This is a genomic window from Clostridium sp., from assembly GCF_050717545.1.
GTDB lineage: Bacteria > Bacillota > Clostridia > Clostridiales > Clostridiaceae > Clostridium_AD.
This window is the reverse complement of the sequence record NZ_JBOITN010000017.1, coordinates 1-22,993: the sequence shown is the minus strand read 5'-3', so window position 1 is coordinate 22,993 and position 22,993 is coordinate 1. Positions and strand designations below refer to the sequence as shown.

Annotated in this window: 26 protein-coding genes; all 26 read right to left on the bottom strand. The window is 31.9% G+C overall.

Translation table 11 applies throughout. The features are described from left to right. Positions 1 to 6: 6 nt before the first annotated feature. The gene (gene hag / locus ACREVX_RS03270; RefSeq protein WP_431542737.1) at positions 7 to 975 is read right to left on the bottom strand and encodes a flagellin Hag; all 969 of its coding nucleotides are present in this window, start codon (positions 973 to 975) and stop codon (positions 7 to 9) included. A gap of 317 nt (positions 976 to 1,292) precedes the next feature. Further along, positions 1,293 to 1,628: a hypothetical protein gene (locus tag ACREVX_RS03265; RefSeq protein ID WP_431542736.1), complete on the bottom strand. Its 336-nt coding sequence runs from the start codon at positions 1,626 to 1,628 to the stop codon at positions 1,293 to 1,295. Between the two features lie 61 nt (positions 1,629 to 1,689). Beyond that, positions 1,690 to 3,813 (bottom strand): flagellar filament capping protein FliD, encoded by a 2,124-nt coding sequence (fliD, locus tag ACREVX_RS03260; protein WP_431542735.1) that lies wholly within the window; start codon positions 3,811 to 3,813, stop codon positions 1,690 to 1,692. Positions 3,814 to 3,840: 27 nt separating this feature from the next. Continuing rightward, on the bottom strand, positions 3,841 to 4,236 hold the full coding sequence (fliS, locus tag ACREVX_RS03255) for a flagellar export chaperone FliS (protein ID WP_431542734.1): 396 nt from the start codon (positions 4,234 to 4,236) through the stop codon (positions 3,841 to 3,843). Positions 4,237 to 4,246: 10 nt separating this feature from the next. Then, positions 4,247 to 4,537 (bottom strand): hypothetical protein, encoded by a 291-nt coding sequence (locus tag ACREVX_RS03250; protein WP_431542733.1) that lies wholly within the window; start codon positions 4,535 to 4,537, stop codon positions 4,247 to 4,249. Positions 4,538 to 4,587: 50 nt separating this feature from the next. Beyond that, positions 4,588 to 4,935 carry a flagellar protein FlaG gene (locus ACREVX_RS03245; RefSeq protein ID WP_431542732.1) on the bottom strand — a complete coding sequence of 116 codons (348 nt, stop codon included), beginning with the start codon at positions 4,933 to 4,935 and terminating at the stop codon, positions 4,588 to 4,590. A 14-nt stretch (positions 4,936 to 4,949) separates the two neighbouring features. Next, entirely contained in the window at positions 4,950 to 5,165 is a 216-nt protein-coding gene (gene csrA, locus ACREVX_RS03240) for a carbon storage regulator CsrA (protein ID WP_431542731.1), read from the bottom strand. Positions 5,166 to 5,250: 85 nt separating this feature from the next. Next, positions 5,251 to 5,724, bottom strand: a complete 474-nt coding sequence (gene fliW / locus ACREVX_RS03235) for a flagellar assembly protein FliW (RefSeq protein WP_431542730.1) — start codon at positions 5,722 to 5,724, stop codon at positions 5,251 to 5,253. Positions 5,725 to 5,773: 49 nt separating this feature from the next. Beyond that, positions 5,774 to 6,763, bottom strand: a complete 990-nt coding sequence (gene flgL, locus ACREVX_RS03230) for a flagellar hook-associated protein FlgL (RefSeq protein WP_431542729.1) — start codon at positions 6,761 to 6,763, stop codon at positions 5,774 to 5,776. Positions 6,764 to 6,793: 30 nt separating this feature from the next. Further along, positions 6,794 to 8,608, bottom strand: a complete 1,815-nt coding sequence (gene flgK / locus ACREVX_RS03225) for a flagellar hook-associated protein FlgK (protein ID WP_431542728.1) — start codon at positions 8,606 to 8,608, stop codon at positions 6,794 to 6,796. A 4-nt stretch (positions 8,609 to 8,612) separates the two neighbouring features. After that, complete coding sequence (locus ACREVX_RS03220; protein WP_431542727.1) at positions 8,613 to 9,032, bottom strand: flagellar protein FlgN; 420 nt, start codon at positions 9,030 to 9,032, stop codon at positions 8,613 to 8,615. Positions 9,033 to 9,034: 2 nt separating this feature from the next. Further along, positions 9,035 to 9,307 (bottom strand): flagellar biosynthesis anti-sigma factor FlgM, encoded by a 273-nt coding sequence (locus tag ACREVX_RS03215; protein WP_431542726.1) that lies wholly within the window; start codon positions 9,305 to 9,307, stop codon positions 9,035 to 9,037. Positions 9,308 to 9,804: 497 nt separating this feature from the next. Then, positions 9,805 to 10,992 carry a flagellar motor switch phosphatase FliY gene (fliY, locus tag ACREVX_RS03210; protein ID WP_431542725.1) on the bottom strand — a complete coding sequence of 396 codons (1,188 nt, stop codon included), beginning with the start codon at positions 10,990 to 10,992 and terminating at the stop codon, positions 9,805 to 9,807. Beyond that, positions 10,985 to 11,980, bottom strand: a complete 996-nt coding sequence (fliM, locus tag ACREVX_RS03205) for a flagellar motor switch protein FliM (RefSeq protein WP_431542724.1) — start codon at positions 11,978 to 11,980, stop codon at positions 10,985 to 10,987. Before fliM ends, fliY begins: the two co-directional genes overlap by 8 nt. Before the next feature lie 91 nt (positions 11,981 to 12,071). Continuing rightward, complete coding sequence (locus ACREVX_RS03200) at positions 12,072 to 12,473, bottom strand: chemotaxis protein CheW (RefSeq protein WP_431542723.1); 402 nt, start codon at positions 12,471 to 12,473, stop codon at positions 12,072 to 12,074. Between the two features lie 13 nt (positions 12,474 to 12,486). Beyond that, positions 12,487 to 12,846 carry a response regulator gene (locus ACREVX_RS03195; RefSeq protein ID WP_431542722.1) on the bottom strand — a complete coding sequence of 120 codons (360 nt, stop codon included), beginning with the start codon at positions 12,844 to 12,846 and terminating at the stop codon, positions 12,487 to 12,489. 16 nt (positions 12,847 to 12,862) lie between these two features. After that, entirely contained in the window at positions 12,863 to 13,462 is a 600-nt protein-coding gene (locus ACREVX_RS03190; RefSeq protein ID WP_431542721.1) for a chemotaxis protein CheC, read from the bottom strand. 12 nt (positions 13,463 to 13,474) lie between these two features. Then, positions 13,475 to 15,526 carry a chemotaxis protein CheA gene (locus ACREVX_RS03185; protein WP_431542720.1) on the bottom strand — a complete coding sequence of 684 codons (2,052 nt, stop codon included), beginning with the start codon at positions 15,524 to 15,526 and terminating at the stop codon, positions 13,475 to 13,477. Between the two features lie 47 nt (positions 15,527 to 15,573). After that, positions 15,574 to 16,338 carry a CheR family methyltransferase gene (locus ACREVX_RS03180; RefSeq protein WP_431542719.1) on the bottom strand — a complete coding sequence of 255 codons (765 nt, stop codon included), beginning with the start codon at positions 16,336 to 16,338 and terminating at the stop codon, positions 15,574 to 15,576. A 9-nt stretch (positions 16,339 to 16,347) separates the two neighbouring features. Next, positions 16,348 to 17,415, bottom strand: a complete 1,068-nt coding sequence (locus ACREVX_RS03175; RefSeq protein WP_431542902.1) for a protein-glutamate methylesterase/protein-glutamine glutaminase — start codon at positions 17,413 to 17,415, stop codon at positions 16,348 to 16,350. A gap of 34 nt (positions 17,416 to 17,449) precedes the next feature. Further along, positions 17,450 to 17,938, bottom strand: coding sequence for a chemotaxis protein CheD (locus ACREVX_RS03170; RefSeq protein WP_431542718.1), 489 nt, complete (start codon positions 17,936 to 17,938; stop codon positions 17,450 to 17,452). Positions 17,939 to 17,947: 9 nt separating this feature from the next. Then, a complete protein-coding gene (locus ACREVX_RS03165) occupies positions 17,948 to 18,400 on the bottom strand; it encodes a chemotaxis protein CheW (protein ID WP_431542717.1) in 453 nt (150 codons plus the stop codon). Between the two features lie 11 nt (positions 18,401 to 18,411). After that, on the bottom strand, positions 18,412 to 20,415 hold the full coding sequence (locus ACREVX_RS03160) for a flagellar assembly protein A (protein WP_431542716.1): 2,004 nt from the start codon (positions 20,413 to 20,415) through the stop codon (positions 18,412 to 18,414). A gap of 103 nt (positions 20,416 to 20,518) precedes the next feature. Further along, positions 20,519 to 21,409, bottom strand: a complete 891-nt coding sequence (locus ACREVX_RS03155; RefSeq protein ID WP_431542715.1) for an aminotransferase class IV — start codon at positions 21,407 to 21,409, stop codon at positions 20,519 to 20,521. 95 nt (positions 21,410 to 21,504) lie between these two features. Next, positions 21,505 to 22,149: an HAD-IB family hydrolase gene (locus tag ACREVX_RS03150; RefSeq protein WP_431542714.1), complete on the bottom strand. Its 645-nt coding sequence runs from the start codon at positions 22,147 to 22,149 to the stop codon at positions 21,505 to 21,507. 126 nt (positions 22,150 to 22,275) lie between these two features. Beyond that, positions 22,276 to 22,686, bottom strand: coding sequence for a DUF1292 domain-containing protein (locus ACREVX_RS03145; protein WP_431542713.1), 411 nt, complete (start codon positions 22,684 to 22,686; stop codon positions 22,276 to 22,278). Between the last annotated feature and the right edge of the window lie 307 nt (positions 22,687 to 22,993).

Sequence of the window (22,993 nt, the reverse complement as noted above, 5' to 3'; positions counted from 1 at the left end):
CAAGAATTATCTTAATAATGCGAGAACTTGTTGTGGTTGTTGATTAGCTTGAGCAAGCATAGCTTGGGCAGCCTGATTAAGAATGTTGTTCTTTGAGAAAGTAGACATTTCTTTTGCCATGTCCACATCTCTGATTCTTGATTCAGCTGATGTTAAGTTTTCGCTTGATGTTCCTAAATTAGCTATTGTGTGTTCTAATCTATTTGAATATGCACCAAGTTTAGCTCTTTCTCCTGATACTGATGCTGTAGCTGCATCAAGAACTTTAATTGCAGCTGAAGCCTTTGTAGCATCAGAAATATCAAGTCCTTGTTCACCATCTGTTGAAACATCTGACAAAGTATCAGTTCCAGTTGTTCCAGCAACAAAAGATGCACCAGAAACTGCTGTAGCCGAAACTCCTGCAGCTGTGGAGCCTGCTGTTCCTGCTAATCCTAAAGCAGCAGCACGCATATCACTAATATTAGCAGTAAACTGTTGTCCTTGATTTGCACCAATTTGGAATGTAAATGCTGATGATGCAGTTGTTGTACCTGTTGCTGCTGTTGTTACTCCTGCTGTACCATTAAGCAATTTTTGACCATTGAACTCAGTGTTAGTACCGATTCTGCTTACTTCTGAGGTTAACTGATTCATTTCTTTTTGTATTTGTTTTCTATCCTCAGTTGTATTAGTATCATTAGAACCTTGAACAGCAAGTTCTCTCATTCTTTGAAGAATTGATGTAGTTTCATTTAATGCGCCTTCACCAGTTTGAATCATTGAAATACCATCTTGAGCATTTGCTCCAGCTTGGTCAAGTCCTCTGATTTGTCCTCTCATCTTTTCTGATATAGCAAGACCTGCTGCATCGTCTCCTGCTTTGTTAATTCTAAGACCTGAAGAAAGTTTTTCCATTGATTTATTAGCATTACCTGAATTAATGCCCATGTTTCTGTTAGCGTTTAAAGCACCTAAGTTGTGATTGATTATCATAATAATATTCCTCCTTGAAATTTTAGTAGGACATCCTTGTCCTCTATTGGTTATCTATAGTTAAGCTCTTTGCGAGCCATACTAACTAAATTGTGAAATGTTGCTTTTCATTTTGTCATTGTTGCTTTTTTATTGAAAATTCATCATCTTGTGATATCAAGGCTTTCAGAGCATTGTAAACATCAAGTTGATTTTCAACAGTTAGGCAACCATCCGCCGTCCAAATATCCGATTCGAATGTTTTTTGTTTTTGTTGCTACTATATATATCGCTTGTATATATAATAACTTTATACTTTATTAAAAATAAATTATAAATTAAACTTTTTTGCTTAAAAAAACTGCTTTAGCCGATATATTGTTATATCCAGCCATCCCCATTTGTTTGTTTTCATTAACTTTTATCTTTTTTAATATTTGCGCTTTTCTAGTTTTCATATCAAAATCTAATTCTTTTTCTAAATCCTCTATTGCATATTTTGTATAAAATTCTCCAAGTTCTTCTTTTAGATAATTTTCTTTATTTATATCATCTAAAATTATCTGCCTTTGCGCAAAGATTTTATCCATTTTTTCATATTCCTCAACTTTAACTGTTTGAATGATAGTCAAAGTGATATCTTTATATTTAATAAATTTTTCTTCTAAACTCAATTTATCACCCGCTTTATATTGATCGAATTAATATTTGCTACGCCCTACTATATTTTTTTCTTTATGAACTTGTTCCCATCATTGAGCTAAGTGCACTCTGTTGTGAATTCAAAGAATTCATTGCTTTTTCGAGTGCTGTGAATTTAGCATAATATCTTGTTTGAGCATTCTCAAGTTGCGTCTGAAATTTACTAACATTTTGTGTCTTACTATATACTTGATCAGGTAATGTATTTTTACCAGCAGCACCTGAAATACTAAAATCATATTGTTTATTGACAAATATATTCATGTAACCGCTTAAGGTATATGTACCATCTTTCCCTAGTCCAGGTGATGCTACATAGTCCCTCAATATGCTGTCCATTCTTGTGAATATGCCATCTTCCTTATATTTCTTTGAACCTATATAAGCTTCATTTGTAGTTAAAGAGCTACTAGAACTTCCAATAAATAATTTCTTAAAATCTTCCAAGTTATTTTCAATAACACTTTTTAATTTTGCCTCATCTTCATCCTTAATTACTAGTTTACCACCATCTATAGTATCTGATGAAGTTCCTATGCCTACAGCACCACTACCATAACTTCCGAAATTTAATGCTACTTTTCCTGAAGTGGCATTGGCACTGTCATAACTACTGTATACAGGTGAATAAAGTGTTCCCCTTAGTTGAGTTAATAAACTACTTAAATAGTCATCGTTTTTAAGTATTCCAACCTTTGCTTTAGCTTCCCAGGTTTTAATTTGGTCCTCACTCATACTTGTTCTTTGATCATCTGTTAATGGAGCATAGTTTTTATCTTTTTTTTCTGTTAATTTGGTACTAATTGTTGCTAGTATTGTATTATAATCCTCAATAAATTTTTTCACATTACTAACAACAGTATCTGAATTTGCTGTTACTGTTACATTTGAAGTTTCATCTGCTTTACTAGCTCCAACAAGATTATAGGCAACTCCATTTATGGTGAATTTATTAGAACTTTGAGTAGTTGTTATTGCTGATTGTCCTGGAGCAGTAATAGATACTATAGCATCTGTTCCTAATTTTGTTATTGTGTTTGTATTTGTTGTAACTTCATTTGGGGCTACTCCTGTAGTTTCTGAAGTTGATACTTCTCCAGTTAAACCTAACTTTGTTAGTATACTATCTGTTACATCAGTTGTAGTCTTTGACTCTTCTATCTTAAACACAGAAGTAGATCCGTAATTTTTTGATTGAAATGAGACTTTTCCAGTTATATCATCTATTCTCATTGTAACTGCTCCACCAGTAGCACTCTTAACTTTATCCATTAAATCCTTAATCGTCGATGTACTAGTTGAAGTTATAATTACTGGTTTTGCATTCGTAGCTGCATCATAGGATAGAGAAAAACTAGTATTTGTTGTAATTCCCAAATCTGATAATTTGGAAGCTGATGATATTCCACTATTAATAGTGGTATCATTTATATCCGTTATAGTATTATTAGCATGAACCAGGTTAATTGTATCTGTATTGTAAGAAGCTTTTGTAAACTTAATAGATTCAATATTGCCCTCTTGAACATAAGCTGCAGTAATTTTGCCATTTAAAGCAGAACCTGCAATGTTTTTGTTTATTTCCGTTACTAAATCCTTTGTTGTAGTTGCAGTTAGTATTGGCAATATAACTCCACCTGGTATTGCAACTCCGGGTATAGTATTTCCATCTGTATCCACACTGCTAGCTGTTGTTAAATCAAATCTTAGGCTTTTACCAGTCCAGTTTGCAGCTGTTACAGCTATCATTGAGTTCTTTGAGGTACCTTCAATTTTAGCTTGCTCAGCTAAATTCGTAACATTCACTTTATAAGTTCCAGCCTTAGCAGCCGATCCTGAGGTTGCAGAAACTACAGAAGGTTCATCAGTTGCAGCTGTATTAATGTTAAAAGAATCTCCAGACATCATATATTTACTAGAAAGTGGATCAAAATAATCCTGTAAACCTTTTACACCTTTAATAATTTCTCTATACCCTTCCTGCTGCCACTGCACTGTCTGCTTTGATGCATTTGCTTTATCTATCTTAGATTGATAGTTTGAAACCATAGATTTAACTAATGCATCTGTGTCAATACCGGATGCCATACCAGATATTCTCATTAAATTAGCACTTGAAGTAGCAGTACTATTACTACTAGGATAAATACTAGCCATAATTAATCACCCCTTTAAATTTTTATCCTACTTGCTTCCTTTAGATTTTTTATAAGCTTCACTCCAAGTATCACGGACGTCATCAATCAGCGGGATTATTTCATTCATGATTTCTTCGCTTTTCTTAATATTAGCATCCGTAAGCCTCCGAGTTATAAACTCATAAACCTGCATTAAACTTTTTGCCCATTCCCCGCCTTTTGGCACATCCAAAGTTGCCATTAATTCAAAAAATATATTTTGTGTTTTCACAATGTTTTCATGAGCCTTTTTAACATCTTTGTCGATTATGGCCTGTCTACCTATCTTTGAAAACTTTGCTGCTCCTTCAACTAGCATTAAAAGCAATTGATCCTTTGATGCGAAATTTATACTATTGCTTTTATACGTATTGAAGGCATTTCCATATGCGTTCATTGCCATGTTTTTCCCCCTACTTTTTTGTATCTATAAAATTACCAATATTTTTTTGCTCTTCTTCTAAGACCTCTTTAAAAACCTCTACCTCATATTGAGTATTTCTATATGCTCCCACAGCTATTTTGTGTTTTTTCTTATATTTTGAAATCTTATACTTAAACTCTTCGTAGGAACTTGAATTATCGCTTGGATTTCTATCTTTATTTACAGTGATTGATTCTTTCCTATGAATTACACCAGACTTTGTCGTATCCTTAACCCGCTGTCTTAATTCAACATCAATTTTATTTAATTTAAATTCCATAATAGCCCTCCTATCTTTTTTCTAAGGGGTTATGCCTTTTACTATAAATGCTAAGCTTTTTTATCAACTAGAATACCAGCCATTTCGCACATTTTGGCTACCATGTCTAATATTTTTCTTGAGGGAATCTCTTTTATAACTTCATTAGTATCATTATCAATTACGCTTATAACCATTTGATTAAGCACATCATGCTTTTGATATTGTACATGAGTGCCTTCACCAACTAGAAATTTATTTATTCTGCTGACTGCATTTTTAATTTCTATTTCATTATTTTCTTTTTCACTTAGTGAATTATTGACTTCAGTTGGTTTTGTAATTTTAGGATTTTCTGGAGTTTTATAAAATTTATCTAAATTCGTCGATATATTTTTACTACTACCTCCTATTTCCATCTTTACCCTCCATCTTATTTTTTTAATTTTTCTAAATCCGAAACATCGAAAACTATAGCTCTTTTATTCTCATCAGTGACTTCAACATAAAGCTCTTTTCTAAGTATTCCAACTTCTCTTGGTGCATTTATAGCAATTTTTACAGATCCATTTTCAATCTTAATTATAGTTATTTCAACGTCATCACCTATCAATAGTGATTCACCTTTTTTTCTACCTATTACAAGCATTTATCTGACCTCCTAAATCATCACCTGCGGTGCTACATTAACGACTTCAGAAGGAAATTTACACTTCCACTGAAGTTTTCTGTTGTTATAGTGTTTGACTGTTACTTATAGAAACGGGGGTCTTCCCTTCTGAAGTGTCGTTAAATAGAGGTTCCTTTATTTTGTATTTTTCATTATCAAGTATTAATTGTTCACCTAATTTCTCTTTTATATTAATAATGATTGGCGCCTTTAAATTAGTAGTCATATTCTTTATCTCTGAACTTAAAGTTACTGTAGTTAATACTAATACTTCTTTTGGACTCTCTATTTTAAGTTCCAATACATTGACGTCAGGTATTTTAAACTCATAATCTTGTATTACAGAATATGGAGATACCAAAACTAACCCAATCTGGGCATCTTCAATTGAATGCAATATACTGAAAACCTCATTGCTTTCTAATGGAAAAATTATAAATTTCTTCAACATTTTAAACCCTGGTATACCTTTTTTAAACTCTATAACATCCTCATTACTATAAACTCTAATTCCATGATGTTTAGTAACTAACTCCATAGTTCAAATCAACTCCTTTGTAAATAACTACTTTTATTTTTCTACACCTTTAAAGATAATCAAGTAAAGTAGGTTGGATTACCTTTGCACTAGTTTGCAGTGATGCTAAATAGATTGTTTGCATAGTTGCAAACTCCATTGCTTTTTCTGTAATATTTATATCCTCTATTGAAGATCTTATTTCTATCATATTTAAATTCTGATCTGTATTTCTAGATTCTGCACTTTCCATTCTATTTTGCTTAGCTCCAACCTCTGAGCGTAACTTTAATACATTTGTCATAACAGCTTGAATTCCCGTTAAGTCTTCATTTGCTAATTTTTTAATTTCTGTCGGCTCAGTAGAACCAAGGTGGCTTGTAATATTTCCAAGTAATTTCATAAGATTGTTATCACCATCTCCATAGTTTATTACCTGCGATGCCGTAACGTTGTAATCCATAGTTACTCCTTGAGATACTTCAACTTGTAACTTAGAATTTATCTGATTATAATCTATAGTACCTAGATCTGTAGAATCCGATAAATTAGAAATATCTAATTCTCCTCCACCAACCTTAGCATACATTAATTTAGCATTTCCAAGTATATCCTTTGTTGCAGCGTCCACAGGTTTATTTGTACCTCTTGTACCACCAAATATATATTTACCATCAAAATTCGTATTGAGTAGTCCTGCAAGCTCTTCTACTTTTTGATTTATTTCATCCTTAATAGCTGATTGTGAAGATGCATCGTTAGCATTTCCAGAAGATATTAAAAGTTCATTGATTCTAGTTATTGCCACTCCAAATTTATCCAATGTTCCATCCGTTACATCAAGCCAATTTGTTGTATTTTTGATATTAGCATTATATTGGTCATTTGAATTTATATCTGAATTCATTTGCATTATCTTAGCTGCTTTAACAGGATCGTCTGATGCTTTATTTATTTGATTACCAGAGGCCATTTGATTTTGTATTTTACTTAAATTATTTAAATTCGTGTTCATATCTCTTAAAAAATTATTTGAAAGCATTTTGTTGGTTATTCTCATAACTTCACCCCTTAATTATCCCTATAATCTCTATCTCTTTAATCCATTAATAACTAGATCTAGAAGTTCATCAACAGTTGATATAATCTTCGCATTTGCTTGATATGCATGTTGAAATTGAATCAAATTAGCCATTTCCTCGTCGAGAGACACACCTGAAATAGAAGTTCTCGATTCTTCTAGGTTTGCTAAAAGAGATCCATAGTTAGTTACGTTTTTTTCAGCAACTTGTTTTTGAATTGCGAGTGTACTAACCATATCTGCAAAATAACCACCAATAGTAGTTCCATTTGAGGATGAACTAATTAGCATATCATCTTTTGAATCATCAAAAAATCCTTCCAAAAACGATTTCCTTGTAGTAGGAGTAAGCACAGCCGTCGTAGTATCCGTATCTGCAACTATGCTTTGGATTTCTAACTTAACATATTTAAGTCCAGAAATAGCTAGTGCTCGACTTCCATCTGTATCTCCTGATGTACTATCTTTACCCGCGTTAATAAGCATAACATCCTCTAAAATGTCTTCATTAACTGAAATGTTCCCCGCTGTAATTTCACCTTCTTTATCTACATCATCACTGTTAACAAAAAAATTAAGTATGTCTGTATCTATGGTTGAATCACTTTGACCGCTATGTACTGCATTAACAGAAAAAGCAATACCCTTAGCTAAATCATTTAATTTCCCTATATATACATCTATATCCGCTTGGACAGACATATACCCATTTAGTTCTCCTGTTACCGGTTTAAAAAGATTAATATTATCCATAGTGGCTTCTACATTTCCACCTTCTGTTCCCTGCAGAACAGCAGTCCCAGAGGCATCAGTCCCGTTAATTCTATTTCCATCTGTATCAATAGCATATCCATCACTATCTGCCCAAAGAACCCTACCTTGATCTAACTGCGTATATTCTTTACTAGTCATTGTCATATTCATAGTTACTTTATTTGCATCTGTTGTCGTATCACCATTTTTATAATAAGTTACTTCATAACTTCCAGCTTCACCCGGTTTTTGTGCAACTGTTGCTGGTGGTACAGCTTTTGGCACAACACTATTTATATAAGAAAATCTTCTAACTTCATCATTAGGATCAGACTTTATAAGGTATGAATTCACAGGTCCACCATCCTGATTTGGTTTAAGATCTTCTCCTGATAATGATTTTTTATCAATTGTAATTCCGAATTTTGTACTTAACTGGTCTACTAGCAAATCCCTTTTATCCATTAAATCATTAGGTTCATTTCCACCATTTTTTACGCTAATTACCTCTTGATTTAGTTTATTTATCTGGTCAAGCATATTATTTATGTCAGTTACATCCTGCTTAATAACTTGCTTACTATTATCTTTTAGTTTTATTAATTGTTTATAAGTACTATTTAATTGATCGGTTAACGCTTTAGATTGTTGAGCTACAACGGTTCTTGTATTTGATACTTGTGGGCTTAATGAAAGATCATTCCAAGATTTAAAGACGTTATCAATTGTTGTTGATATACCTGTACCGTCAAGTTCATTAAAAATCCCTTCAAGTTCTGTTAAAAACTTCTCACGTCCCTCATATAATCCCATAGTACCACTTTCTGCTCTTACCCTATAATCTAAATAACTATCTCTAATTCTTGTTATAGTGGAAACCTGTACACCTGTACCTAATTGGCCTGCACCTGAAGCATCACTAAATGGACGCGTAGTTTCCATAGTTGCCCTTTGCCTTGTATATCCCTCTGTATTAGCATTAGCTATATTATGACTTGTTACGTCTATTGCTTTTTGTTGAGCACTCATACCTCTTGTAGCTACATTAAAAGTTGAAAATAATCCTGCCATTCCTTCACCTCATACTATTTTTTACTTTACCATATGCGTTGTAAGTCATTGTTTCTCTTGATGGATTTAACACATTTAGCATTCTATTTGTAAAATTAAGTCCTTGTCTTATAAGTAACTCGTTTGTATCCTTTTGAAGTACAACTCCTTGTAACAACATTTTAATTTTATTATAATTTTTTTCCAGTTCTGAATTGTTAGCCTCTTCAATTATAAGTCCCATAGCCCTATTTTTAGTAATTCTTCGCCTCTCAACTTCCATAAACGCTATATTTTTATTAGCTTCTTTAATCTTGCTTACGCAGCCTTCCATTCCAAAAATATCATTTACAATTATACATCTATGCTGCTCCTCAAGTTCTAATAAAAGATTACTTACAGCCTCTGTTTCCTGAACCATAACATCATTTAATTTTTGCACCATGACTATATATCTCTTCCTTTCATAGCCTCAATCATTTTTTTAGCTGTTAGTTTTGGATCAACACTATATGTCCCTAGTTTCACGCTATTTTTAATCATTTCTATCTTCTCTTTAGAATTAACTGACTTACCCTCAATTGATAATGCACTTAATTTTTTCCCTTCAGTCGATAATTCAATCGTATCTTTTTTCATAGCATTAACCTTAACCTCAGCTTTAGGTGTACTTTTTTTATACGGATTAATTACTTCATGTTTAATTCCATCTATTTTCATTTTAATCACTCCTAGCTTTTTTTATATCTTTAAGCCTAGATTTTATTTCTTCTACTTCTATTATCGTCTATAATTTAAAAAAGTTTACAGGATAAACAAAAAAGGGATAAATTTATTTATCCCTTGATTTTTCATATCTCAAATCATGTGTACCACATCTGCAGCCTACGGCTAAAAGATTTTTTAATGAATTTTTTTTCTTTTTACTCCATCCATATCACATACATCTTAGGTAAACACAATATAGTATGAAATTTCTCCGATAGTAGCACCAAATAAGAAGAGCAGAAATATTGAAATCCCATTTAAAATTCTTCTTTTGAAAATATAAAATTCTCGTAAGACTGCCAGGAAGGCAGTCTAGCGAACCCGAGACAGGACGTCGAGTGTGAGTGGTAGAGAATTTTATATTTACAAAAGATTAGAATTTCTTAATGGAATTTCACGTTTCAAACTCTTATTTGGTGCCACTCAGGAGAAAGTTCATACTGATTGCACTATTTTGCTATTGCCTTTACTCTTTCTTCTCCACTAATTATACTAGTTATTCTAACTCCAAAATTCTCATCTACAACTACAACTTCTCCATATGCTACCTTTTTACCATTTACTAATATATCTACTGGTTCTTCAGCTAACTTATCAAGTTCAATTAATGACCCAGTTCCCAAATTCAAAATATCTCTAATGTTCTTTTTAGTTTTCCCAAGCACTACAGAAATTTCTAGTGGAACATCTAATATTAAATCAATATTCTTAGGGCAGTTATAAACTGGTTGCTCTGTTAGTGGTTTAAAGGCTGCCTTGCGAACCTCTACTTGCGGCTGTTGCCTTTCAATGGGTTTTGAATAATACTCTTCTTCTTGCTCAGGTTCCTCATTAACTGGTTCATATTGAGGCTTAGCTTTCGTGCGTACTGGTTTAGCTACTGGTATTTCTTTTTTAGGCACCTGTTCTACCACTTCTGTTCCCATCATAATAGAAACTATTTTTTTAGCAGTTTCTACAGGGAGCACTTGCATTATGTCACTATCAATTAAATCACCAATAGTTAATTTAAAAGCTACCTGAACAACTTGTTCATCATCATCAATGCTTTCACTTAAAGGAGTAGTTTTCTCATCCCATATCATAGATTGTGGAGGTGCGATATTCACTTGCCTTGAAAACATTGTTGCCATAGATGTTGCAGCAGATCCAATCATCTGATTCATTGCTTCTGATACAGCACTAATTTCAATTTCTGAGAGTTCTGGTTTCCCTTCTACCTTGCCATCTCCACCCATCATGAGGCTTGCTATAACCGCTGCATCAGTAGTTTTTATTACTAGCAAGTTTCCACCTGTAATACCACTTGTAAACTTTACATCTAAAGCAATATTAGGAACCTGAAAGTTAGCTCTTAATTCTTTAAGTGTACATAATGAAACCACTGGCGTTGCAATATTAACTGGTTGACCAACTATTGTGGAAAGAGCTGTTGATGCTGAACCCATAGATATATTCCCAACTTCACCTAGCAAATCTTTCTCACTATCATTTAGCTCAAATGCTTGAACTGATCCTGAACTTATCTCTTTAGCCTGTATTGTATCGCTGTCTTGACTTTCGCCCTGTGCAGCAATTGCTCCGTCTCCGTTTAAGAGAGCGTCGATTTCTTCTTGCGAAAGAAAGCCGTTACTCATAATTTTCCACATCCTTATCTATTATATCTAATATCTGGATCCCTTTGTTTTTGCCTATGATACCAGGTTTACCTGTATAACACAGATGTCCCTCCACAAAAACTTTAACCTGGCTGTCACTAGTATTATCCAGTGTTATTACATCACCCTCAGTTAATTGTAAAAATTCATCTACACTAATATTTGTGCCTCCGAGAACCCCGGTTAATGGAACACTTACTATATTTAATCGCTGCTTTAATTTACTTCTAGAATCAGTTATAGTTTCATCATCATTTTCTCTAAACCAATACTGAACAACTAGTTTATCAATTACTTTTTCAATACTTAAATAAGGTATGCAAATATTTACAAAACTACTGCTATTATTCATTTCTACTGAAAAAGTAATTAAGGCAACTGGTTCATTTGGCGCTAATGTTTGATTAAGTGCTGGATTCGTCTCAAGTGCTAAAATTTCTGGTTCCACTTCCAAAACATCTTGCCATGCAACTTTAAGATTAGATATAAGCCCAGCGTTAACATTTTTCAATATATTTTTATCTATATCAGAAAATTCTTTCACTTTTACCATTCGGCTTCCCATTCCACCAAGGAGTATATCGATTATTTGAAAAGCAAACTGGGGATTCATCTCAAATAATATAGACCCACTTAAAGGTGGCATTTTAAATATAGTTAAGACTGTGGAGTTAGGAATTGAATGAATAAATTCGTCGTATGTTATTTGCTGAGTACTTTCAATTTTAACCTTCACATTATTTCTTAGCTGCGCTGATAAATAACTTGCCATAAGTCTTGCATAATTATCGTGAATAAGCTCAAGCGCTCTCAAATGATCCTTCGAGAACTTTTGAGGACTTTTAAAATCATATAATTTTATTTTATGCTTTTCCTCTTCATTTGGGATTTGATCTGCTTCTATTTTCCCAGATGATAGGGCAGATAATAGTGAATCTATATCACTTTGCGATAATACTTCTGCCATATTCCAACCTCATCTCTCTGAACGGAGTATTCTTCTATTGTTAACTAGTTTTCTATTTATTAATACTTCATTTTATATTTTTAATAAGATCTTATTTTTCTATAAGTTTTGCAATATCAATCAACGTAACTATTCTATCTTTAAAATTTATAACACCTTTAATATATGCTCTTTTCCTATCAGTTTCAACCTTTTCAATTAAATCTTCTTTGATTTCTAATACTTCATCCACTTGGTCTACAGTTACCCCCACAGACTCTTCGTCTAGATTTAATATAATAATATTTTCTTGGAGTCCATCGCCTTTTTTAATATCTAAAAGAAGATTTATATCTAGTAGAGAAATTATATTACCTCTTAGATTAATTAAACCTTTTATGTATATCTCAGATTTGGGTACTTTTGTAATTGCCATCATATCATTAATACTTTGAACTTTTGATGCTTCTACTGCAAACTGTTCATCATTAACTTTAAATATAACTACCTGCATAACGTTCTCCCTCCTAACCTAATACTTTTTTAATTGCCTCAAGTACTCTATCTGCTTGGAATGGTTTAACGATAAAATCTTTTGCTCCGGCTCTTATTGCATCCATAACCATTGTTTGTTGTCCCATAGCGCTACACATAATTATTTTTGCAGCAGGGTCAAAAGCTTTAATTGATTTAACGGCTTCAATACCATCCATTTCAGGCATGGTAATGTCCATCGTAACAATATCTGGTTTTTCTGATTTATAAAGCTCTACTCCCTTTATCCCGTTGCTTGCTTCACCAACAACATCGTACCCATTTTTCTCTAATATATCTTTTATCATCATTCTCATAAATGCCGCGTCGTCAACAATTAGTACTCTAGCCATTTTATATTACCTCCAATTAATTTACACCTAATGAATTAAAAATTTTCTCAAGTGATCCAGGCATCGGTATATAGTAAAAATGCCCGTTCATTTTTTGATTTTCTTGTAAAAACTGTGTTTCTAAATCAAGTACATATTCATCGAATTGTCCTGATTCAATATAAGTTGTTGATAGTATAGCTGCCATCATGTCTATTGCAATAGCTGGCACAGATGCCTTAACTGTTAAATTTGTAAGCTTTGCTATTGCATTCATGAAAGAACTTGCAATAATATTCCCAATTTCACAAAGCACAGAGTTTCCAAGTTCCGTTATCTGCTTTTGATCCTCGCCTATAAGCCTAAAAATAATATTTATCGCAGCTTCTTTATCTATTGTAAACAAAATATTTCCTGGTATGTCACCTAAAACTCGTACAATAACACTAACTACTACTTTCTCAACTCCTACTTTAGAAAAAACATCATCAAAAGGAACAATATTTACCGCAGGTACTGTCATATCTACTTTTTCGTTTAATAACTCTGATAATGCAGTAGCTGCATTTCCTGCACCAATATTCCCCACTTCTTGAAGAACATCTAATTGAACGGAGCTAAGTTCACAATAATCCATATTATATCCTCCTTACACTAAAGCAGCAACGTCTAGTATCAATGTAACTAAGCCATCTCCTAAAATAGTTGCTCCTATATATTCTTTTAATCCTTGCAAAGTTTTTCCTAGTGGTTTAATTACAATTTCTTGTTGACCAAGAAGTGAATCTACTAAAAGCCCTACTGTTTTCTCTCCAACTTTTACAATAACAATGTATTTCTTTGTGTTTTCATTAGTTTCTATTTGCATTTTTTCATTTACGCGTGCTAGTGGAATTACAGTATCATTATACACAATAACTTCCCGATTATTAGTTTTCTTAATCAATTCGTCTTTGTAATCTATTACTCGATCTATATATCCAAGAGAAATAGCCATAGTTTCATCGCCGATTTTAACAAGTAAAGCTTGAATAATTTGAAGTGTCAAAGGTAATCTTATAATAAATGAGGTTCCTTTGTCAATTTCACTTATAGCATCTACCGTTCCTCCTAAAGCTGCAATTTTAGTTTTAACAACATCCATTCCAACTCCACGACCAGAAATATCAGTTACTTTCTCGTTTGTACTAAATCCTTGTGCAAAAATTAAATTTTTCACATCTGCATCTGTCATTCCATCAGTATTTATACCCACTTTGTTAGCCTTTGCTTTGATTTTATAAACATCAAGTCCTGCTCCATCATCTTCTACCTTAATTATTGCTTTTGTACCTTCAGCATAAGCTATAAGTTTAATTGTTCCAATAGGATTTTTTCCTTTTGAAATTCTCGCGTCTCTTGATTCTATACCATGATCCGCCGCATTACGAAGTAAATGTAGTAATGGTTCACCTATTTCGTCTATTACTGTTCTATCTATTTCTGTATCTTGTCCTTGAATTACAAGTTCCATTTCTTTATCTAATTCTTTTGATAAATCCCTTATCATCCTTGGAAATCTATTAAAGACTACTTCTAGAGGTAACATTCTGATTTTCATTACTAATTCCTGTAGCTCTGAAGTTGCCCTAGCTACTTGCTCTAATGTTTCATTTAAATCAGTTAATTTATGATTGCTACTTATTTGCTCAAGCCTTGTTCTATGAATTACAAGTTCTGATACCATGTTCATAAACTTATCTAATCTTTCTAATTCAACCCTCACAGATTGATGAGCTTTTTTATGAACAGCAACTTCCTTTTTATCAGTACTTTTATTTTCTATAGTTTTAATATTATTTTCAGTAATAACTGACTCTGTTAATGTATCAACTTTGGTAGCATTTTCTATGGTTTTAAAGTCACCTAATTCTTCCGTTACATTATCAACATGATTTTTTATATAAACATTTTCTACCATTACTTTTTCCACTTCAGATACGCCAAGCAAAAGATTAATAACTTCTGCTTTATCTTTAGTAGTTATATATATCAAATTTATTTCAAAATCAAAGTTCTCATTTTCTAAATCTTCAGATGACGGTATAGATTTTATTATTTCACCATAATCTTCTAAACTTTTGAAAATAAGAAATGCTCTCGCTGCTTTAAGTAACGTATTTTCGCTTATTAAAATGTTTATTTCATATGCATTAAACATTTTCTCTCTTGCTTGCTTAACAACATTAATATCATATTCATTAAGACTAATACGTTCATTAATATTCTTCTCACTATCATTATGGATGTCATTTACTTTTGGAGTTTTTTCAGCAGTATCATTCCCATCCACCATTGAATGTAGATCATTTATTATATCATCAATTGAAAATTCCTCTGAAATTCCTTCTGAAATATTATTCACCATTTTTTCTAAAGTATCCAGACATCTAAATAAAACAGTTACCACCTTTTCTGTTACTTTAAGTTTACCTTCACGGAATTTAGATAGTACATCCTCCATTTTATGAGTCAATTCAGCCATTTGATTAAATCCCATAGTTGCTGCCATTCCCTTTATTGTATGAGCAACTCTAAATATTTCATTTAACTTATCTATGTCTTCAGGTCTTTGCTCAAGCTCAAGAAGAGATTCATTCAAGGTTTGCAAATTTTCCATAGACTCTTCTAAGAACATTGACATATATTGTGATGTATCCATTTTATCCCCCTCCACACTATTTGTTTTAAACTTAATTATTATCCACTTTATATTTTTTTATAAATAAATGTAGATGTTTTTTCAAATCCATATTCTTTATAATTATAAATACTTTCAGTGGCTCCAACAAAAAGTAATCCACCTTTTTTAAGTGACTGGCCAATCTTTTTATATATTTTATCCTTTACATCTCCATTAAAATAAATAACTACATTTCTACATACCACTAAATCAAAATTGCCTTCAAAATTATCTAAAATAAGATCATGTTTCTTGAACTCCACCATTTTTTTAATTTTTTGATTTATACAGTATTTGTCACCATTCTTCACAAAATATTTATCCATAAATTGTTTTGGCACATTTTTAACTTCTGAATAAACATATTCACCATTTTTCGCCTTCGAAAGTATTGTACTGTCTATGTCTGTAGCTATAATTTTATGATTGACTCTTGGACTTAAATTATCCATAATCATAGCAAGTGAATAAGGTTCTGCACCAATAGAACATGCTGCACTCCAAATTTTAAGCCCTGAATTATATGGCAGTTCTGAAGTGATTTTTTTTGTAAGCTCATCAAATATTTCAGAATTTCTAAAAAATTCTGTTACGTTTATAGTAATAAAATCTAAGAACTTTTGTTTTTGGCTTGGGTCTTTTTTTAATAGCTTTATATATTCTTCTACAGAACTAACCTCAACTCTTGACATTAAACTTAAAATTCGTCTATGCAATTGATTAGATTTATAAGCTGATAAATCTATATTATACTCTTTTAAAACCCACTGCTGAAAATATATTAAATCCATTAGCTATGCTCATCTCCCCATTACTATTTTAATAATTTCATGAGCAATATTCCCAAGAGGTATAATTTCATCTACTTTACCTGTCTCAAAAGCCGCCTTTGGCATGCCATATATAATACAAGTAGACTGGTGCTCTGCCATAGTAATACCTCCGTTGTCTTTAATTATCGCAGTGCCGTTTGCTCCATCTCGCCCCATACCAGTAAGTATAACGCTTAAAAGTCTCGATCCATAAATATTAGTTGCAGATATAAATAGTTTATCTACTGCTGGCCTCACTCCCCAAATTGTAGGCTCGGTGTTAAGCATTATCCTCTTACTTTTTCCTACTTGCATATGATATCCACCAGGAGCTATATAAACAACATTTTTCTCAATTAGTTCGCCATCCTCGGCTTCAGTAACCTTTAATTTGCTGTTTAAATTAAGTCTATCCGCAAAAGCCTTCGTAAATCCTACCGGCATATGTTGCACTACTAGTACTGACGCTCCTAAATTACTTGGCAAAGCCGTTATAACCTCGTATAACGCTTTAGGTCCTCCAGTAGACGCTCCAATTACTACGGCCTCTATATTGCGTTCTAGTGTACCTTCTACTCTATTAGCACTCCTATTAGATGCTTCTCTACTAGATATAACCTTTTTTTGAGGAGCTTTAGTAAGTTTACCTTTGTTTTTCATAAACGCCAATTTTATTTTTTGCAAAAGTTCTTCTTTAACTATGTCTATATTAATCGATATCGCCCCTGATGGTTTTGATACAAAATCGAAAGCTCCCTGTGCAAGAGATTCCATAGTTGATTCTGTCCCAACTTTCGAAACACTACTAATCATAATAACTGGTATATTTATATTCATTTTCTTTAATTCCTTTAATGTTTGTATACCATTCATCTTAGGCATTTCAATATCTAAAGTTATTACATCAGGAGTTTTTAGTACTATTTTCGCTAATAACTCTTGACCATTTTTGGCTGTGTCTATAACTTCCATTTCTTCTTGCCCATTTATCATATCAGAAATAATTTTTCTCATCAATGCTGAATCATCTACTACAATCACTTTAACTTTTGTAATCAATATATATCACGCCCTTAGCTTTACGAAAAATTTAAATGTCTACGGTTCCCATTCCTACAGTCCTAATTGAAAGCAATCCATTTGCGGTATCAAATATTAACGTTCTCCCTTTGTTACCACCAATATCTTCTGCGACTATTGGAATAGCTAGAATCTTTAGAGCGTTTTTCACTGCGGTGCTGTTTCGGCTCCCAATATCCATCACTATACTTTTATCTGAGAAGTTAAACATAGATGCCCCACCTGCTATTTTAGCCCTCATGTTTCTTAAATTTGCGCCTTTTTTCACCATTTGTGAAACTAATATTGGTATAGCTAAATCCGCAAATTTTATTTCATTGGTTATTTTGTTAAACTGAAGGCTATCTGGAAGCATTATATGTGCTAAGCCACCAACTCGTGTAACTTTATCATAAATCGCAATGCCCACACAAGATCCAAGGCCTACAGTTATTAATTTATCTGGTGAAAGTGATACAAATAGATCTGAAATTCCTACTTTTATTTCTTTATATTCCATAATTACACCCTACGATAATATTTGTATTTTTTCGTCTTCCGTCAATATGGTTGACATATTTAAGTATATAATTATCTTACCATCAATTTTAACAAGTCCTTTGATATATCTTTTAGATATTCCTCCTACTATTTCCGGAGAATCTTCTATGTTCTCTTTTAAAACATCCCTAACTTCTGACACAAAATCAACTATTATTCCTATTTTACTATGATTTTGTTTTGCAACTATTATTTTAGATTCTTTCTGAACATCAGAATCAGGCAAATTAAATCTTTTTGATAACATTATAACGGGCAAAATTCTATCTTCATAATTTATTACGCCTTCAACAAACTGTGGAGAATCCGGAATTTTAGTTGCCTTTTCATACTCTAATATTCTTTCTACCTCCATGATATTTGTTGCATAAAACTCATTATTTATGCTAAATATCAATATCTTAATTTCTTGTTCCTTCATAATAAATCCCCCTACAATTGTAATTTATCAATAACTAATTCTCTAGCATCGTCTAAATAGGCATGGACATTTTTGCTAGCTACTTCTAGAATGTATTCTCTATCACCTACAATAAATCTAGTATTCTGGTAAGCAATGTCCGCCCATATCTGACCATGACTTTCTACAATGAGTTTTGTAGATACTCCCCTTGTTCCTCCGACTATTTTGCATTTAATCTCTTTTCCAGCTTTTATAACTCCACCACGAGCTAAACTTCTATCTTTTTTAAATATTATACTATCACTTGCTATCATTTGTGATACATATTCTCCTTTACCAGTGAAGATAATATTACCAGAGCTTTTAACTACTGAGTCTTGGCAATAGTCTAGCACTACATCTACCGGCAGAGTTAAATTCATATCAAGAGTGGCTATTTTACTATCAATAACTGCTAAAATCTCATTTAATTCCTCATAACTATTTATATTGAGAGTACCAATATTAAGTATCTTATTTTTAATTATAAATAGTAATTCATCTTCAGGATTACCCTCTGCAAGGATTCTTTTAGCCACCTTAATCGAGGTAAGCGGAAGATTTTTGTATTTAGTCTCAAGTAAAATCTTAACAAGTTCCCCGTCAGTAGTATCATTACCAATAACATTCAAGCCTTTTATTTGGCTTATAGACGCTACTAATTTAGAGACATCGTCTTTCATGCTCTTTAGGTCACTTAAATAGTCCAGAGTTAATACATCTTCTTTTCCTGCTGCAATGTTAGAGTTAATTACATTACCCTTTATTACAATATCACCACTTGCATTTATCTCTGCTTGTGCTACATTGTTTTTAACTAAAATAGAATTACCTGCTTCGACTTTCATACCTTCATTTACACTGCCACTAACTATTATATCCCCTACAAATTGGATATTACCTGTTTTGAGTTCCACATCTCCATCTATTTTATGTGTCTTATAAACGAAAAATGTATTTCCCCTTGATGATGGCCTACCCTCGTTTGTTGAAACAACAGTACATTTATCAGTTATCTTGCAACCTTCTCCTACACATAGCACTATCTTTTTTGCATCCTTAGTCACTATATTCATGCCAGTAACATCTATTCCATCTTCACCATTTTTACCTGGATAAAGAACAGCTAAGACTTCTCCTTTTTCTACTCCATCAACAGTTCCTATAGCCTTATAGTCTACTGACTTATAATTCTCATCCTGCTCATCTTCATCATTTTCCTCATCTAACTTGTTTTTTGCATTTTGTTTATTATATTTAATTTCCATTCTGTCATTTATAGAGTCTACATTTTTCTTACCGCTTGCAACAAGAGTTTCTGGTTCATCATAAGTCTTTGCACATTCCATAATACTTTCACTTATAATACCATATTTGATATTATGATTTAAAAGTTCATTCTTAATTTCATTCTCCGTAAATAATGAGGGCATTTTCTTTTCTTTTACATCTGCTTCTAACATTAGTGAATTTCTAGGGCTGACGTCCTTTATCATATACGTTATATCAGGTTCATATATAATACTGATATAAGCTTTCATTCTGTCAGGACTTGTCCTTAAATTCATGCACCTCTTAGCTTCACCTTGTGGTATATTAACCACAACAAGACTTTTGTCATTTACTGTAGTGCTTTTACTAATTTTCTCACCATTAACTATTAATTTAATATCTTCCGTAGTACTTATTGTGGCTGGCTTTCCACCTTCTTTAGGATTTACTATTATAAATTTACCTGATTTAACCTCTATAGTTCCATTTATTTTATCAGTATCGCCTTTTAAAGTAGAATCATCTTTAACAGTATATTCATCCTTTAACCCTTCTATAACATCCACGGAAATTACAGCATGTTTCTTAAAAAAACCTTTTTTTTCCTCTAGCACTAAATATTTAATGTTTTCCTCACTAACCCCTAAACTAACACTTGCATTTTGCAAACATTCAGAAACATTAACCCCTTCAAATTTCCGGGTGAAAATCTTATCAGTCACTAATAGCACCCCTTTCCATAAAAAATTATACTATGACATCCTCAATTTTTACATTATTTTTTAATTGATTCTTATGTATACATAACATAACATTTCAAAGGTTTTATTTAGTTATCGTATTATTTTCAATATACTTTACAAATTTCTGTTTATTTTCTTTTAATTCAACATCAAATCCATCTTTTATTAAATTTATAGTTGAATTTAGTGATGAATTAAAGTCTAATTCACCCACACTTCTTATTGGTAGAACATTCGGTGATGTTCCAGAAATAAATAAACCATCATATAATTCGAGTTCATTTAGATGAACATTTTTTTCTTCAAACTCTATATTAAGTCTTTTACAGGTTTTTATAATAAATTGTCTTGTAATGCCAGGCAATACATTTATAACTTCTGAGGTTACAACCTTAGACCCCCTAACCATAAATATATTTGATTTACTACCTTCAGTAATAAAACCATCATCGTCCACTAAAATTGCCTCATATACGTTTTCATTGTGTATTTTCTGATTTATTTTTTCTCTGAAACTATTATTAATAACTTTAGCATTGGGATTACTTCTTTCAGCGTGATAAGCAATAGTTTTTACGCCTAACTCATATTGCTGCTTTGTAGGGTATGAATGTTTAACAAAATAAGCTAAAAACTTTTCAGCAGAATCATTATTATCATTATTATCATTTTTTTCATGATTTAAGCTATAATTTACAACTAATTTTATGTTCCCATTTTGTACTCTATTCTTATTTATTAGCTTAAGAACTCCTCTTATAATCTCATTCCTTGTAATAACTAAGCTGTATTCCATTATTTTCGCAGAGTTTTCAAGACGTTCTAAATGCTCCATAAAAAAAATAGGAATTCCATCACTTATCCTTATTACCTCGTATAGTGATTTACCTGTACTAGTGTTGTAACTCTCAAATTCTCCACTTATTTTAATATCATTTCCATATAAAAAAAATTCATTTATAGATGAATCCATATAAATCCCTCCTGCTATTTTTTATAACATAGTAATTGATCATTTTTATATCATAAAATTTAATGTTTATGCTTTAAAACTTTTAATAAAAAAACTTATCTCCATTTTAAAATTTCTATTTTATCATGTGTTTTTTTATGATTTATTAAATATGGATGTCCAACTAAATTAAAAAGCGGTAAATCTGATAAAGAATCAGAATACATATAAGAGTTTTCAAAGTCAACTTCTATATTTTCTTTTTTTAACACTTCTTTTAATCTGCGAACCTTTTCTTCACCTTTACAATTTTCTCCTAAGATCTCATTTCTATGTAGCCCATTTTCCCTTACGAAACGTGTTCCTATTACTTTATCTACTTCCTTTATATTGTAAAACTCACTTAAATAGAATTCAGCAGAAGCTGAAATTAAATAAATTTTATATCCTTCTAACTTCCTTTTCTTTATAGTATCAATAGCATCCTTATATAATATTTTACTTAAACGTTTTTCATAAAATTCTTTGACGAATTTTCTCATTTTCGTTTCCTCTATACCATCAATAAATCTTATAAAGGTTTTTTTTGCTTTTGAAGCATCGTATACTTTCAAAATGTATAACAAGGATGAAAATGCACTTTTAGGCAGATATTTTATAAATTTAGGATTCTTTTTTAACATATAAAAATAGAATTCGAGTAATGTCTCTCGTTTTGTTAATGTAAAATCTATATCAAAAATAGCTAATTTTTCTTTCATTATTTTTCCTCCCTTAAACCATCTCCTGCGGAGCTACAATATTAATATCATTTCCATAATTTAAATATTAATGCCCATATAACAACTAAAAAAAGCCGTTGCATTTGCAACGACTCTTTTAAAGAATTATTTTTCGTCTTTAATTAATTCTTCGTAATATGCTGTTACTTCTGCAAATTCTTCATCTTCAGGAATAACTAATTCTCCTGTTTCTTCATCTCCAATTACTTTGAAAAGATATATTGAATCATCCTCCGGATTTTGAACTAGCGCATACTCATTATCTTTATACGTAAATCCATCTACTATTTCACATGGAACTACGTTCCCATTTTCATCTTCTAGGTCTACTGTTAAAGCTTCGCCTTCGCTTTCGCCACAACCGCAACCACAACCTTCACTTTCTTCATCATGTCCACCACATCCACAACCTTGGTTCTCACCATCGTTATCATGACTTCCACATCCACAGCCTTCATTTTCGTGATTATGTTCGTGCTCACCGCATCCGCAAGGTGCATTTTTATCTTCATTCATAATGTAGTACCTCCTACTTTCAGTTTATAGTTTATTCTACCCTAAATTGCTATATATTAAAAGGGTTTTTTTTATTCTTTTTGTTAAGTTAATGTAAAGTAAAAAGAAGGTGGAGTTTATTCCATCTTCTTTTTACTTTATAATCTTAAATTCTATTTTTCACTTGCAAGTTTTTTGTATCCTGCTAATCTTTCTTTAGCATCATTTTCTGTTTTAACAAATAATTCTTCTGCTACTTCAGGGAAAGTTTTAGCAAGTGAAGAGTATCTAACTTCACCCATTAAGTAATCTCTAAATGAAGTAGTTG